The organism is Rhizobium sp. PRIMUS64 (assembly GCF_023006465.1).
Lineage (GTDB): Bacteria > Pseudomonadota > Alphaproteobacteria > Rhizobiales > Rhizobiaceae > Rhizobium > Rhizobium leguminosarum.
In genome coordinates this window covers 1-13,804 of record NZ_JALBGX010000083.1, presented here as the reverse complement: position 1 = coordinate 13,804, position 13,804 = coordinate 1, and the positions used below count along the sequence as shown (strand labels likewise).

Annotated in this window: 14 protein-coding genes; 4 read left to right on the top strand and 10 right to left on the bottom strand. The window is 59.5% G+C overall.

Annotation, left to right across the window (positions count from 1 at the left end; genetic code table 11):
* Positions 1–1,275, top strand: coding sequence for an MSMEG_0569 family flavin-dependent oxidoreductase (locus tag MOV76_RS26325; RefSeq protein ID WP_247265618.1), 1,275 nt, complete (start codon positions 1–3; stop codon positions 1,273–1,275).
* Positions 1,276–1,277: 2 nt separating this feature from the next.
* Complete coding sequence (locus MOV76_RS26320; RefSeq protein WP_247265617.1) at positions 1,278–2,138, top strand: Pnap_2097 family protein; 861 nt, start codon at positions 1,278–1,280, stop codon at positions 2,136–2,138.
* Between the two features lie 164 nt (positions 2,139–2,302).
* Here MOV76_RS26320 and MOV76_RS26315 read toward each other — a convergent pair whose 3' ends face one another.
* The 4 genes from MOV76_RS26315 to MOV76_RS26300 all read right to left on the bottom strand — a co-directional run bounded on the left by MOV76_RS26315 (position 2,303) and on the right by MOV76_RS26300 (position 6,091).
* Positions 2,303–3,076 (bottom strand): SDR family NAD(P)-dependent oxidoreductase, encoded by a 774-nt coding sequence (locus MOV76_RS26315; protein WP_130715606.1) that lies wholly within the window; start codon positions 3,074–3,076, stop codon positions 2,303–2,305.
* 28 nt (positions 3,077–3,104) lie between these two features.
* Positions 3,105–3,806 (bottom strand): class II aldolase/adducin family protein, encoded by a 702-nt coding sequence (locus MOV76_RS26310; protein WP_130715605.1) that lies wholly within the window; start codon positions 3,804–3,806, stop codon positions 3,105–3,107.
* Positions 3,807–3,896: 90 nt separating this feature from the next.
* Positions 3,897–4,652 (bottom strand): DeoR/GlpR family DNA-binding transcription regulator, encoded by a 756-nt coding sequence (locus MOV76_RS26305; protein WP_247265616.1) that lies wholly within the window; start codon positions 4,650–4,652, stop codon positions 3,897–3,899.
* Between the two features lie 20 nt (positions 4,653–4,672).
* The gene (locus MOV76_RS26300; RefSeq protein ID WP_258719834.1) at positions 4,673–6,091 is read right to left on the bottom strand and encodes a rhamnulokinase family protein; all 1,419 of its coding nucleotides are present in this window, start codon (positions 6,089–6,091) and stop codon (positions 4,673–4,675) included.
* A 316-nt stretch (positions 6,092–6,407) separates the two neighbouring features.
* Between MOV76_RS26300 and MOV76_RS26295 the strand changes: the two genes are divergently transcribed.
* Positions 6,408–7,427: a LacI family DNA-binding transcriptional regulator gene (locus tag MOV76_RS26295; protein ID WP_247265614.1), complete on the top strand. Its 1,020-nt coding sequence runs from the start codon at positions 6,408–6,410 to the stop codon at positions 7,425–7,427.
* Positions 7,428–7,460: 33 nt separating this feature from the next.
* Here MOV76_RS26295 and MOV76_RS26290 read toward each other — a convergent pair whose 3' ends face one another.
* The 6 genes from MOV76_RS26290 to MOV76_RS26265 form a co-directional block, all read right to left on the bottom strand.
* Positions 7,461–8,471: a zinc-dependent alcohol dehydrogenase family protein gene (locus tag MOV76_RS26290; protein ID WP_028734064.1), complete on the bottom strand. Its 1,011-nt coding sequence runs from the start codon at positions 8,469–8,471 to the stop codon at positions 7,461–7,463.
* 88 nt (positions 8,472–8,559) lie between these two features.
* Positions 8,560–9,348, bottom strand: coding sequence for an L-iditol 2-dehydrogenase (locus MOV76_RS26285; protein WP_157214011.1), 789 nt, complete (start codon positions 9,346–9,348; stop codon positions 8,560–8,562).
* A gap of 136 nt (positions 9,349–9,484) precedes the next feature.
* Entirely contained in the window at positions 9,485–10,543 is a 1,059-nt protein-coding gene (locus tag MOV76_RS26280; RefSeq protein WP_028734066.1) for a carbohydrate kinase family protein, read from the bottom strand.
* Positions 10,543–11,214 carry a D-lyxose/D-mannose family sugar isomerase gene (locus tag MOV76_RS26275; RefSeq protein ID WP_247265613.1) on the bottom strand — a complete coding sequence of 224 codons (672 nt, stop codon included), beginning with the start codon at positions 11,212–11,214 and terminating at the stop codon, positions 10,543–10,545. Before MOV76_RS26275 ends, MOV76_RS26280 begins: the two co-directional genes overlap by 1 nt.
* Positions 11,214–12,368 carry a Gfo/Idh/MocA family protein gene (locus MOV76_RS26270; protein ID WP_247265612.1) on the bottom strand — a complete coding sequence of 385 codons (1,155 nt, stop codon included), beginning with the start codon at positions 12,366–12,368 and terminating at the stop codon, positions 11,214–11,216. Before MOV76_RS26270 ends, MOV76_RS26275 begins: the two co-directional genes overlap by 1 nt.
* Before the next feature lie 23 nt (positions 12,369–12,391).
* Positions 12,392–13,216: a class I fructose-bisphosphate aldolase gene (locus tag MOV76_RS26265; protein WP_047622567.1), complete on the bottom strand. Its 825-nt coding sequence runs from the start codon at positions 13,214–13,216 to the stop codon at positions 12,392–12,394.
* A 342-nt stretch (positions 13,217–13,558) separates the two neighbouring features.
* Here MOV76_RS26265 and MOV76_RS26260 point away from each other — a divergent pair.
* The coding region (locus MOV76_RS26260) for an extracellular solute-binding protein (protein ID WP_247265611.1) at positions 13,559–13,804 on the top strand (246 nt) is incomplete at its 3' end.

Below are 13,804 nucleotides of genomic sequence, written 5' to 3'. Positions count from 1 at the left end.
ATGACCACACCATTCCTCAAGAGCCATTACAGTGCAGTCGTCATCGGCGGTGGCCAGGCCGGGCTCTCGGCCTCTCATTATCTGAAGGGGCACGGCATCGATCACGTGGTCTTCGAGAAGAAGACCGTTGCGCATAAGTGGAAGCACGAACGCTGGGACGCCTTCTGCCTGGTGACGCCGAACTGGCAATGCCAGCTTCCCGACCATCCCTATGACGGCACGGATCCGCACGGTTTTATGGTCAAGGACGAGATCCTCGCCTATGTCGATCGCTTTGTGAAAAAGGTCGATGCGCCGATCTTCGAGCAAACCAGCGTGACATCGCTCGAAAAGCATGGCGGCCTCTTCCGGCTCGAGACTTCGGCTGGCGCGGTGACCGCCGATGCCGTGGTGATCGCCACCAGCCTCTATGCGGATCCGGCCATTCCGCGTGCTGCCGAGCGCCTGCCCGAGGACATCATGCAGATCCATACCGCCGCCTACCGCAGCGCCGATCACCTGCCGGACGGCGGCGTCATCGTGGTCGGCTCCGGCCAGTCCGGCTGCCAGATTGCAGAGGATCTGCATCTGGCCGGCCGCAAGGTGCATCTCGTCACCGGCAACGCGCCACGCTGCGCCCGGTTCTATCGCGGCCGCGATGTGGTCGACTGGCTTTCCGATATCGGCCAGTACGACATCACGGTCGAACATGATGGCATGACGAAGAAGAAGCACGACACCAACCATTACCTGACAGGACGCGACGGCGGACGCGATATCGATCTGCGCAAGTTCGCGCTGGAGGGCATGGCGCTTTATGGCCGCATGTCCGGCGTCGCCGCCGGCCGGATGCTGTTCGAGCCGAACCTGAAGGCCAATCTCGACGGCGCCGACCGTGTCTACAACGGCATCAATGCCCTGATTGACCGGCACATCGCCGAAAAGGGCATCGAGGCTCCGGCCGGGTCCCCCTATGTCCCCGTCTGGGAGCCTGAGGCGGAGATCGCCGAACTCGACCTGAAGGCGGTAGGGATCACCTCGGTCATCTGGGCCACGGGATTCAGTCCGGATTGGTCCTTCGTCGGCCTGCCGATCTTCGACGGCAATGCCTATCCCGTTCATCGCCGCGGCGTCACCGCCGTCGATGGCGTTTACGTGCTCGGACTTCCCTGGCTCTGGACCTGGGGCTCGGGCCGGTTCCTCAGCGTCGGTAGAGATGCCGAACATGTGGTCGGGCATCTGGCAGCTCGACGTTCGGCGCAGACATCGTCTCTCAAGCAATCGGTCAGCGCCTGATCATGAGCGCGGCCCTTCTCGATTTTCCGCCCACGGGGCCTTCGGCACGCGACCTGATGGAACGTGCCCTTGATCCGCACATGCTGCTCGGCATGCCCCATTTGAATGGAAACGGGCTATCGGAGACCTGGCTGATGAAGGAACTCGGCCATCGTCACTGGCTGATGCTTGCCTGTCATCTCGGGATCGACAATGCGGATTTCAGAACGGCCGATGGAGAGGAGGCCTATGCCGCGATCTGTGCAACGTCACTTACGGATGCGCGTTTCGACGTCGTGCAGGCGAACAATATTTTGACCATCCATTCGAGACTGTCCGCAGTCTCGCGAACCCGGACTTCGACCCGACATGAATTGTCTGTCCACGGACGAAGCGTCGGCGCCGTCGAACTCATCTCAACCTTCGTTTACAGAACGATCAAAGACAACAATCACTCGATAGCGCGTGTGACGTTGCCTGAGCCGCCGGGACAGCGGTTCCAGCCCAGCCTTCTGGCCCAGAACGCTGCAGGCATCCGGAATGGGCGGTTAGCAACGCATTTCGGGTTTTCCGTCCTCGCCAACAAAGTGCTCCGAACTTTTCGGTTTGATCCCAGCGCCTCGCAGGAGTTCAACGGCGCGGGACTATTTTACTTTGCCGAGTATCAGGCTCTCGCCGATCGCGCCTTGGAAAACTGGTTTCCCTGCAAGGGGCCGGTCGTCCATAAGGACGTTTTCTTCCTGGGAAATATCGAACGAAATGAAAGCGTTTTCTTCGACCTTGTTGATTTTTCTGACGAGCAAAGAACTGTCCATGGGCAGTTGCGACGCGAGGACGGGAAAGTGATCGCCAAAATATTCGGTATGTGGACATGTCTTCGCTGAGGCATGCACTGCAGATTTCAGCCACCTCGGTTCGGTTTGCCAGTCGGAACCGACTGAAAGCCGGCAGCCCAAGCTTGGCCATCACCCTCACGGATGCGAACCTCAAACTAGAGATGATCTCACCTGTCGCTTGATCCGCCGGCCAAAATGCATTCGGAATAGATTTACCAGCAGGTAAAACCAGCATCGGCAACGACTGTCGTACCGGTCATGAGGCTTGACGCATCCGATGCAAGAAAATGGACGACAGAAGCGATCTCGTCAGGCTTGCCGAGACGGTGCATCGGCGTATCTCGCAGCCAGACATCGATCATTCCCTCATTGTCGTGACGATACGTGGTCATCGCAGTCTCGATGTAGGTGGGCGCAACGGCGTTGACACGGATGCCCCGGTCGGCCCATTCGGCCGCAAGCGACGATGTCATCTGGTGCACGGCAGCCTTGGCGGCGTTATAGTAGGTTTGCTTCTGTGGGCGGTTCGATATCAGACCCGACATCGACCCGATGTTGACGATCGAGCCCGAATTGGCGTTGAGCATATGCCGGGCGAAGGCGCGGTTGCACCAAAAGACGCCATTGTAGTTGACGTCATTGACGTGGAGCCAATGCTCGTCGGTCACCTCTTCTGCGGCGACGCCGGAGCGAGCGATCCCTGCATTCGCAACCAGGATGTCCACCTTGCCATAGGTCGAGACCACCCAGTCGGCCAGCCCATCGACGTCCGCCGATTTCGTAACGTCGACCTGGTAGGTGGCGACATCATATCCCTTTGCCTTCATTGCCGCCGCGCCTTCATCGGCGATTGCCTTATCAATATCGGCAATGACAACTTTTGCTCCGTGTTCGGCAAGCGCCTCGACGCAGCTTAGCCCTATGCCGCGTCCGCCACCCGTAACGACGGCGACCTTGCCATCCAGGCGAAACTTTTCTGCGTACATTTGTGTCCTCCACATAGTCTTCAAAAGATCAATGATCTTCTTGACGAACTTGCTCTGCGAGATTCAAAAACGGATGGCGGCCCGGCTGGTTGAAGTGCTTGCGGCGAACATCGAGCAACCTCTCGATCTGATCTGCATTGAATTCCTTGGCGCCGCCGTAGGAGGCCGCGAGGTAGACGACCTTGGCGTAATAATCGAGTGCTTCCATCTTGAAATAGGCGCTGTTCAAGTCATGCCCATAGGTCAGGGCACCGTGGTTTTCGAGCAAAAGCGCATCGTGCCTTTGCAGGTAGGGTATGATGGCGTCTGACAGTTCCGGCGTGGACGGAAGGCCGTACGGTGTTAACGGCACTTCGCCCAAAAACATTGTCGACTCAGGCATGATCTGTTGGGTCAGCGGCTTGCCACAAATGGCATGCACGGTGGCGTAAAGCGGATGCGCGTGCACGACGGAACGCACATCGTCGCGATGATCGTAGACACACAAATGCATGCCCATTTCGGTGGACGGACGATATCGCCCATCACCGATGGGCTTTCCGCTGCGATCGATATGGCAGATCATTTCCGGCTTCATGAAGCCCTTGGAGACACCGGTCGGCGTGCAAAGAAGCGTACCGTCATCCAGTAGAACGGAAATATTGCCGTCGTTGGCCGCCCCCATCTCACGCGCGTAGGCGCGTCGGCCCACTTCGCAGATAAATTCACGCAGTTCGAGATTATTTTCCATGATCCTCACCTTCAATTCCGGAGAGGACCATAACCGCGGCAGCGACATAGTCAACAAAAACAGAAATTTTAATGTTTGAAAATGTTGTTTTTAGTAGAGAACTGGAATGCCCAGCTTCTGAAAATGTTTGATCCATTCCTGGGAAGGCTGACGATCGGTGATAACAGCGTTGATTTGATCTACAGGGCAGACGCTGGTGAGCGCCGAACCATCAAACTTGTCCCCGTCGACCAGGAGACACACCTTTCGGGCGGCGGCAATGAACGCACGCTTGACCTCAGCATCCGGAAGGCTTGCATCCATAACGCCTCCCGATATCGAGATGGCCTTGCAGCTGATGAGCGCGATATCGGCATTGAATTTGGCGATTGCCTGCGTCGCCAATGTTCCTACGAAGGTCATCGACTGCTTACGCAGCTCGCCGCCGACCGACACGATAGTGTGCTGGGTTGCCCCGGGGTTGGCGGTAATGCGTACGGAATTGGTAATCAACGTTAGGTCGCGATGATCTTTAAGCGCGCTGAGCACCTCAAAAGCTGTCGATGAAGAGTCAATCATAACTGCATACGCATCGTGCACCAATGCAGCCGCGAGAGCGGCAATCTTCCGCTTCGCCTCGATATTGGTGACCTGACGCATCCGATAGGGAAGATCTTCCGCTTCGGCTTCCCTTGCTACCGCCCCTCCGTGTGTGCGGCTCAGAAGCCCGCTTCCATCCAAGGTCTGCAGGTCGCGGCGGATCGTCTCTTCGGTGACGCCAAAAGACTTGCTGAGATCAGTGACCTGCACCGTCTTGTGACGATAGACCAGGTCAAGAATTTTCTGTCTTCGTTCGACTGCGAGCATTTTTTAGGGGAAACCCATTGTTATTTCTGAGGGTAGTAATTCAGGATATCGGCCGACTTTTCAATCACGATGCGAGCCGCTGCAAGGTTTTCGATCAAACCAAGGCCAATCAGCTGCATTGCGATATTTCCCCAAGCGCTTGCTTCGATTGGTCCGACGGTGACGATGCGGCTGGTGCGGTTTGCTATCATTTGGCACAAAAGAGCGTCCTGGCCCCCGCCACCACAGATCCGAAGGCGGGCCACAGGCTCGTTCGTCTGCCGTTCGAGCGCCAAAAGACTTTCTGCAACGTCTTCAATCAACCCGCGGTAGACGGCAAGTGCGAAAGTGCCGAGGTCGTCATTGGTGCATCCAGCGAGTTCGGGGCAGGCGCGCGTCAAAGCGGCCACAATGTCGGGCGGATCGAAGAAGGTTGGATCCGACGGATTGATCGAGGCTGACATCCCACGTGCGGAGGCAATCGTCGCAAGGTCTGACATTTGAGCGAAGCTGATCTCCTGCCCTACGCGCGCAGACCAGTGCGAACGAAGCTTTTGCAGCAGATGTAACCCATTCAAACTTCGTAGGAAAAGCTGACGACTTTCAATGCCACCTTCGTTGCCGAAACCGCTTAACCGGGCGTCCTCCGAAGTGATCGCCTGACGTACCTCGCGGCCGATGATTGACCATGAACCACAGATCAGGAAGGCTTCCTGCGTACGTAGTGGAAGTCCGCATACTGCGCTTGCAGTGTCGTGGGCCGCGACCGAGATCACGGGAATTCGGTTGTGTAGTTGAAGTTCCAATTGGAGCTCTTCCCGAAGCCGGCCAAGGACCGTGCCCGGCTGCGTTAACGGTGGAAGCAGGCCGAGGGGGATGCCGGCGCTGCTGCAGATGGAACGATCCCATTTTCCGTCCAGTGAGAGAAGGCCGGAGGTGCGCGCAAGCGTAAGGTCGCCGCCGACTGCCCCTGTCAGGTAATAATTGACGGCATCGGCGATCATCAGCACGCGCTGGCTGGTGGCGATCACCGATGGATCTTCCTTGCCTGCGCTGAAAAGCTGATAGACCGTGTTGATTGGGAGAACCTGCGAACCGGTCCGCTCGAACATTTCACCGGGTGTCAGGGGAAAGGCGTCATAGCCTCGTTGGGAACGGTTATGCCGGTAGTGGTGAGGCGCAGCTTGCAGCTCTCCGGAGGCGTCAACGAGAGCATAATCTACCCCCCAACTATCCACGCCGATGGAATCGATTTTCGCGCAACGCTCGAGTGCCAGCTGCAAGCCTTTCTTGATTTCCTCAAGCAAACGATTGAGGTCCCAGTGAGGTCCATCATCAAGGCGCATCTCCATCCCGGAGAACCGGTGAACCTCCGAAAGATCGATCTTTTGTCCGTCGAAGCGGCCCAGCATCGCCCGCCCGCTCCCAGCGCCCAAATCGACTACGAGGCAATTGATCATTTTGCTTCTCTCAAAAAATGGCTCGGACGCCCGCCAAAGCGACAATATCAGACCGCAAACACAAACCAATCTTTATAAATGTGGTTTTATGTGATTTTATTTTGCCTTGTATAGCGCCAGGCTTGCGGTTTTGCACCGACAGAAAGATCTTCGAACAGCGGCGCGCTTGATGCGGCGTTCCGCGAGTGATCTAGTGGAATGACAAATGGAGGTGAACTTCAGCAGCCCGCCTGATGAATGTTCGACCGCTCCTGTGCTAGCGTGCTATGCGCGTCTGAAAAGACGCGCGGCGCCGTAGAGAAAGAAATGCGAGCACGTGACGACCAGCATCAGACATATCGCTAAGCTTGCAGGAACGTCAGTCTCTTCGGTCTCGCGTGTTCTCAACAACAGCGGTTATGCCTCGCCTGAGCTCAGGGACCGGGTCGAGGCGGCAATCCGATCACTGAACTACACACCCAGCAAGGGTGCACGTATGCTGCGGGGTGCACCAAGCCGGATGATCGGACTGATGCTGCCGTCGATTGAAGTGCCTTTCTTCGGCATCCTGGCCCATGCCATCGAACAGGAATTGTTCCAGCACGGCTATCAGACGCTGATCTGCAGCACGGCGGAAAACATGGACCACGAGGTGCGCTATATCTCGATGCTGCTCGCCCAGCGCGTCGATGGCGTCATCGTGGCGAGCGCCTTCGGCAGTATCGAGCATTTCGGAGTGCTCAGGGACGCCCACATTCCGATCATCGCCATTGACCGCGAGCTGAACGGCATCGCAGACGACGCTGTCATGGCCGATCATGCGGAAGGCGGACGGCTGATGGCGCGCCATCTGATCGACCTCGGCCACCGGGCGATCGCCATCGTCGGCGCGCCGGCCCACAGCCAACCTATCCAGCTTCGTCTTCAGGGCATCACGGCGGAAATGGCCAAGGATGGCATCGCACCTGCCATCGTGGCGATGGCGGAAGAGCACAGTTTTGCGGAGACCTACCGGCTGGCGCGAGAATTGCTGGCGTCTCGGCCTGATATCACCGCGATCATCGGCACGACCGACGTCTCAGCGATTGCCGCAATCCACGCCATCCAGGATCGCGGATTTTCCGTTCCGAACGACTATTCGGTCGTCGGCTTCGACGACCTGCCGGAGGCAGCCTATGTCTTTCCGCGGCTGACAACGGTCGCGCAGCCGATCCGCGATGTCGGGCAGCAAGCAGCACGGTTGCTGGAAGCGCTGATCGAAGAGCACCAGACAGGGGACGCATCTCGGCAGGGTGCGATCGTAAAGGTGCCGGTCACGCTGATCGAGCGCGATTCCACCGGCCCCGTCCGCAACTGAGCGGCAGTGTCGATCGGAGATGAGCGACGTGAGCTAGGGTCGGACGATGACCTTGATCTCGCCCGGTAATGGCGCGTTGCCCACCACGTCGGCGACCTCCTCGAGACCGATGGTTTTGGTGACCAGCGCGTCCAGCTCCAATGCCCCGTTTGCTACCATTGCAGCAGCGCGCGAATGGGTGAAAGGATTGAGGTAGGCCGGCCTGATATCGACTTCGTTCACCAGCAGATCGAAGGGCAGAACCGGCACCTCGACACCTGCCGGCGTGACCCCGAAAAGCACGAATGTGCCACCGCGCCGCGCCATCCTCAGACCGCTTTGAAGCGTGTCGGGCACGCCGGCGCACTCGATGACCACGTCTGTGCCGCCTTTGGTAACCTCTCGCACGGAAGCGATCGTGTCCGAGGAGGCCGGGTCGAAGGCGTGCGTCGCCCCCAGGCGCAGAGCGGTTTGGCGTCTCGACTGCTGGCGCGTGATCAAAATGATCTCGCTCGCCCCCGCCAGGCGGGCCAGTTGCACCATCAGCAGACCGATCACGCCCCCGCCGAGGATCGCGACGCTGTCGCCCGGACGGATCCTTGCCTTGTCGATGGCGTGGATACAGCAGGCCAGCGGTTCACTGAAGGCGCCGTGAACGGGATCGAGGTCGGCCGGCAGCCTGAAGGCCTGCGCGTGCGGCACCGCCACATATTCCGCAAAGCCGCCATCCCGTGTCACGCCGATGGCAGTCAAGCTCTCGCACAGGTTCGGCCGCGCCTGCGTGCAAGCCGGACAGATGCCGCAGGCGATATTGGGGTCGACCGTCACGAGCTCCCCGCCGGCAAACCGTGTCACACCATCGCCGATCTCTTCCACGATGCCGCAGAATTCGTGGCCCAGCGTGACGGGGATCGCAGTCGGATATTCGCCCTTGTACATGTGGCGATCGGAACCGCAGATGCCGGCGGCTGCCACCCGGACAAGTAGCTCGCCTGGCCCGGCAACCGGCTTCTCAACGTTGCGCATGGTCAAAGACCCGATCGACTCCAAGCGTACAGCCTTCATTCCACTCCTCCAGACCTCAAGTTCGATTGCCGATCGTGCTGATGAAGCCGCCTTGCAGGATGATGCACCCGCGACGCGGCTCAAGCGCTCAGCTCATGACATTGCCGCCGTCGACATTGTAGCACTGCGCCACGATGTATGCTGCATCAGGCCCGGCCAGGAAGGCGGCCATGGCAGCTTGTTCTTGGGGAGCGCCAAATCGTCCGGCGGGAACGGCGGCAGCCACGCGGCGCTTGACGTCACCGGGTTTCAAACCTTCCCGGCTGCCGAGTTTTGCATCGACGACGTCCCACATCGGCGTATCGACGACGCCGGGAGCGATGGCGTTGACGTTGATGCCGTAACGGATCAGCTCCAGAGCGCAGCTTTGCGTGATGCTGATGACCGCCGCCTTGGATGCGCAGTAAGCCACAGCAGGTCCTTCGCCCCGACGCCCCGCCTGGGACGAGAAGTTGATGATGCGTCCACCTTCCCCTCTCTCCACCATGTGCCGGGCAACGGCCTGTGTCATGAAAATCACGCCTTCGATATTGACCTGAAATACCCTAGCGGTGCGCTCCCGGGATATTTCCAGAATGGACTCGACCTCGTAAATGCCTGCGGCATTGACCAGGATATCGATCTTGCCGGCAGTGGCGATGGCGAAGCGTGCAGCTTCTTCGATGCTGTCCTGGCTGGTCACGTCAAGCGCCACACCCCAGGCATGCGGACCGATCGCTTCCGCCACCCGTGCGCATCGTTCACCGTCGAGATCTGCCACGACAACCCTGGCGCCTTCGGCGGCGAAGCGTTCGCATACTGCTTTGCCGATACCGCTCGCTCCCCCTGTGACCAATGCCACCTTGCCCGAGAGCCGCGCCGTTTCCGTATAGGTCATCGCACTGCCTCCCCGCTCGGACCTGCGCCGGCAAGGGTGCCGTGCGCGGCTGCCATCGTGAATAGCTTCATGTCTGCTCCTCCATTCTGACTGGATGGTGATCGGCGCCGCCCTCTCCTGAGACGACGCCAATGGGCTATGCGGATTGCGGGCTCGCCTCCTGCGCCTCCCGAAGGAGCACAGACATGTCGGGGATGCCGTCGGTGGCCGTCGCACCCGCGAGGCAATGCGCAGCCGCAGCATGGGCGACGGCGCAGATATGCTCGACAGGCCAGTTCTCATGCAGGCCGTAGAGCACGGCGGCACAGAAGGCGTCTCCTGCGCCGACCGTACTGACGATGTCATGGGGATCGACGGGTCGTGAACGCGTCATGATCGGGGATGCGCCTGATGCAAACCAGAAGCAGATTTCCGGTGCATGGATAATCGCGCCTTTGGTGACGCCTGCCGCAAGCAGGCGCTCGCCCGCTTCCAAAAGTCCCGCCTCGATCAAATCTCCCTTCGCATCGCGAACGATGACGCCGGTTGCCCGACCCGCCTCCATCTCATTGATGATCAGGAAATCGCAGAAGGGCAGAGCGACGCCGACCTTGGCGGCAAATTCCGGGTCTTCGCTCGATACGAAATCCACGCAGGTCGTCAGCCCCGCGCGGCGTGCGGCTTCCAGCAGGCGCGACGCTCCCGAACGACCGTCAGGGCCGATGCGGTCGAGACCCGGCAACAGCATGAGATAACCGAGATAGAACAGCCGATAGCCGGCCTTGGCGAAGGCGGCTGGTGAGACGAGCTCATCCGTCACGGCATCGTTGGCGCCGCCATGATAGAAGAAGGTCCGGTTCTGGCCGGGCACATTCATGACATGCGTATGCGCCGTCACCCGGTCGGCAAGCGCGGTCAACCCACCGACATCGACGCCGGCAATTGTAAGGCGGGCCTTGACGATCTCCCCATCCTGATCAGCGCCGATGCATCCCGCCGCCGCCAGCTTTCCGGGAAATCCGAGCGAGGCCAGATCGGTAACGACATTGGCCGCCCCGCCGCCCACGCCCAGATCCTGGTGCAGGATATGCGCGAGATTGCCCTGTTCTGGCCAATAGGACAGGGTGTGGACGCGATCGACAATGAAGTTTCCCGCGCAGACGATGCCGCCGTGCTTCTGGCTATCGCGATCGCAAACCTCCTCCCCGCCCCGCATCAACTGCCTCCTTCGTTCCAGAGCGGTCTCAGCGGCGGCTCGTCTTCCTCGATCACGGCAAAGCGCCCGATCGGCTCCAGAAAGACATTGTCGCTGTTGTCGTCGTTGACCTGGCTGACCTCGCCGACAAGGACAGGTCCGCCCCCTTTCCTGCCGTAAAAGCGGTGGTAAAGCCCGGTGCGGATCGTCACGCTTTGGCCAGGCTCAAGAATCAACGGCTCCCATGCCGCGAGCCGGTGCGGCAGCCCGTCGACCGGAACCGTCACATCCTCCGTCAGCACATTGCCATCGGCATCGGTTGCGGCGAATTCGATGACGAGATCGCCGCCGGCGCGATTGATGATGTCTTCCATCTTCGCCGCATGACGGTGCGTCGGCGTGACCTGCCCTTCCCCAACGAAGAGCAGCTTTTCGGCATAGGTCCGCTCCCCCTCGACATCAACGATGCCATTGCGCAGGCAGAACAACACGAGGCCGCATTCGGCAAACCGGTTCGAGCCGAAATCGGTGACATCCCAACCCAGCTGATGGGCGCGCAAATAGGCCGATGCCTCCGGATGAGAGGCAAAATCCGCCGCCGTCCAATATCCCCATGCCGGCAGGGACCAATGCCAGCGCTCGAGAGCCTCGGTTGCCCGCAGCAACGCGGCGTTGATCGCGGAGCGCTGCATCAAACGGACACCCCGTCATACGCGACCGGTACCACGACGTCCTCGCGACCGGATTTGAGGGCTGCCGTCAGGACCGCATGATGCGCCTGCGCCTCCGCCGGCGTCGCACAGCCGAAACCGTTCGCATCCCCGCCGGCAAGCTCATCGACGAAGGCCGCCCACATCTGCTGTATGGCGTCGGCAAAACCGAATTCAAAGATCTTGCCTGTGATGGCCGGAAACAGCGAGCCATAGCCGAGATCCTCGGTGCTCCAGGCCTGCGCTCCGCCATTATAATCCATCCACTGCCACTGGCGCGGCGACTTCGTGCTGAAGAATGCGCTTTTCTTCATGCCAAGAACCCTGATGTACCAGGTGTTGGATTCGCCGGGCGCGATGCGCCAGGTTTTCAGCACCATTGGGAAATCCTGATCCCCGGTGCGTACGCGGCTGCTGATCGTGGCATTGTCCCAGGTGGTGCAGGGCAGCATGCCGCCCTTGCCGTCGGGACGTTCGGTAACCTTCTTGACCAGTTGCGCATGCAGGGTCGTCGGGCGCCAGCCGAGACGCAGCGGCACGTGCAGCACATGCATGCCGAGATCACCCATGCAGCCATAGTCGCCATTGATCTCAGCCATGCGCTTCCAGTTGATCGGCTTCTGCCGGTCGATATCCGAAGAGTGCAGGAAACCCGCCTCGACTTCGATTATATCTCCCATATCGCCGCTTTTTGCGAGCGCGATGACCTTCTGTGCGCCGGGGAAGAACGGCATTTCCGACGAGCAGCGAACCAGGAGTTCGGGATGCTCGGTGAGAACCGCCATGATTTCCCGGTTCTGAGCGGCGTCCATGCCGAAGGGCTTTTCGCCGAGAAGATGCTTTCCGGCCTTCAGGACGTCGATGTAGAATTGCTGGTGCAGCACATGCGGGACGGCGCAATAGACCGCATCGACCTCGGGATTGGCCAGAAGCTCCCTATAGTCGGCGGTGAACTGCCGAACAGTCGGTACATTGTCCCTGAACCAGTCGAGCAGCGTCGCGTTGGTATCACAGACGGCGACGATTTCCGGTCGCGCCTTCACATCGGCCAGATGCAGCCAGCGCGCCGCGGCACTCGCGAATTCGCGCCCCATCAGACCGCAGCCGATGACGCCGAAGCGGAATATTTTCGTCATGACATGCCCTCCCCAGACGCGCGTCAGCCAATATGCAGCGAGGCTTGCTCGACGGAAGCCTTGTCATGGACGATCGCCATCAAGGCTCGCGTCATGCCGCCGGGATTGTTGTGTTGAATGACGTTGCGGCCATAGACGATGCCACGGGCGCCTTGCTCCATCAACTGCTTGGTGCGGATCAGGATTTCCTGATCCGAAACGCGGCCGCCGCCGCGCACGAGCACCGGCAGGCCTTGGGCGATTTCGACCACGCGATGATATTCCTCAACATTGTCGCAGGGGTCGGCCTTGATGATATCGGCGCCGAGTTCGGCGGCCTGGCGCACAAGCGGCAGGATCTTGTCGATCGCGCCATCGACCATGTAGGCGCCCTTGGAATTGTCCTGCATGACGAGCGGCTCGACCATCAGCGGCATGCCGTAGATCTCGCATTCGCGTTTCAGGCTGTTCACATTGCGCACACAGGCGCGGTAGACTTCCGGCTGGTCCGGCAGCATCAAAAGATTAACGACGACACAGGCAGCATCCAACGCGACGCCCTGTTCCACCGCCCTGTCGATCATCTCGGAAAACAGCTGAGACGGCAGGGGATTGCCATAGATGTTGGCGATGTCGGTGCGCAGCACCAGTGCCGGGCGATGCTTGCCGGGAATAGCCTGCAGAAGGGGTGCCGTCCCCGGCGGCAACTGAATGGCATCGGGCGCCGCTTGCGCGATCACCTCGATGGCAGTCTTCATGTTCTCGATGCCGGCAAGGAAAGTCCGTTCATTGAACATGCCGTGATCGATAGCAACGTCAAAACAATTTCCAGACACGCCGAAAAGTCGGTTCAACCGCGCGGACTTCATCAGGCTCCCTCCCAAATATGGCAACGTTTCCACATTCGAATAAACGCAGGAGAATTGCGAGTCAAGAAAATGTGGTAACGTTTCCACATTCGCTGAATTGTCCATTTGGCGCGTTGAATTCGCCTCATCAGCCATGCAGGCCGTCGCGACCCTTAGTCAGGCGGGGCCACGCTGATACAATTGCAGGAGATCAGAATCGTTTACGGTCGGGGATTTGCATAAGAGTATCGGTTTTTGGCTCCTCAAGCGCTAGTTTGCTCCCACTGGCCATTTAAATTGCATCCCACGCTCACCTTTGGAGGAATGGCTGACGTTTCGGGGTGAGTTGTCTTGGGAGGATCCATGAGACATTATTTTGCAGGCGCGCTCGGCGCCTTTATTTCCGTAGCACTCAGCTCCACCGTTCTGGCCGAAACGCTGACGATCGCGACCGTGAACAACGGCGACATGATCCGGATGCAGAAGCTGACGGATGACTTCAAGGCGAAGAACCCCGGCATCGACCTTGAATGGGTAACCCTCGAAGAAAACGTGCTGCGCCAGAAGGTCACGACCGACATCGCGACCAAGGGCGGCCAGTACGACGTT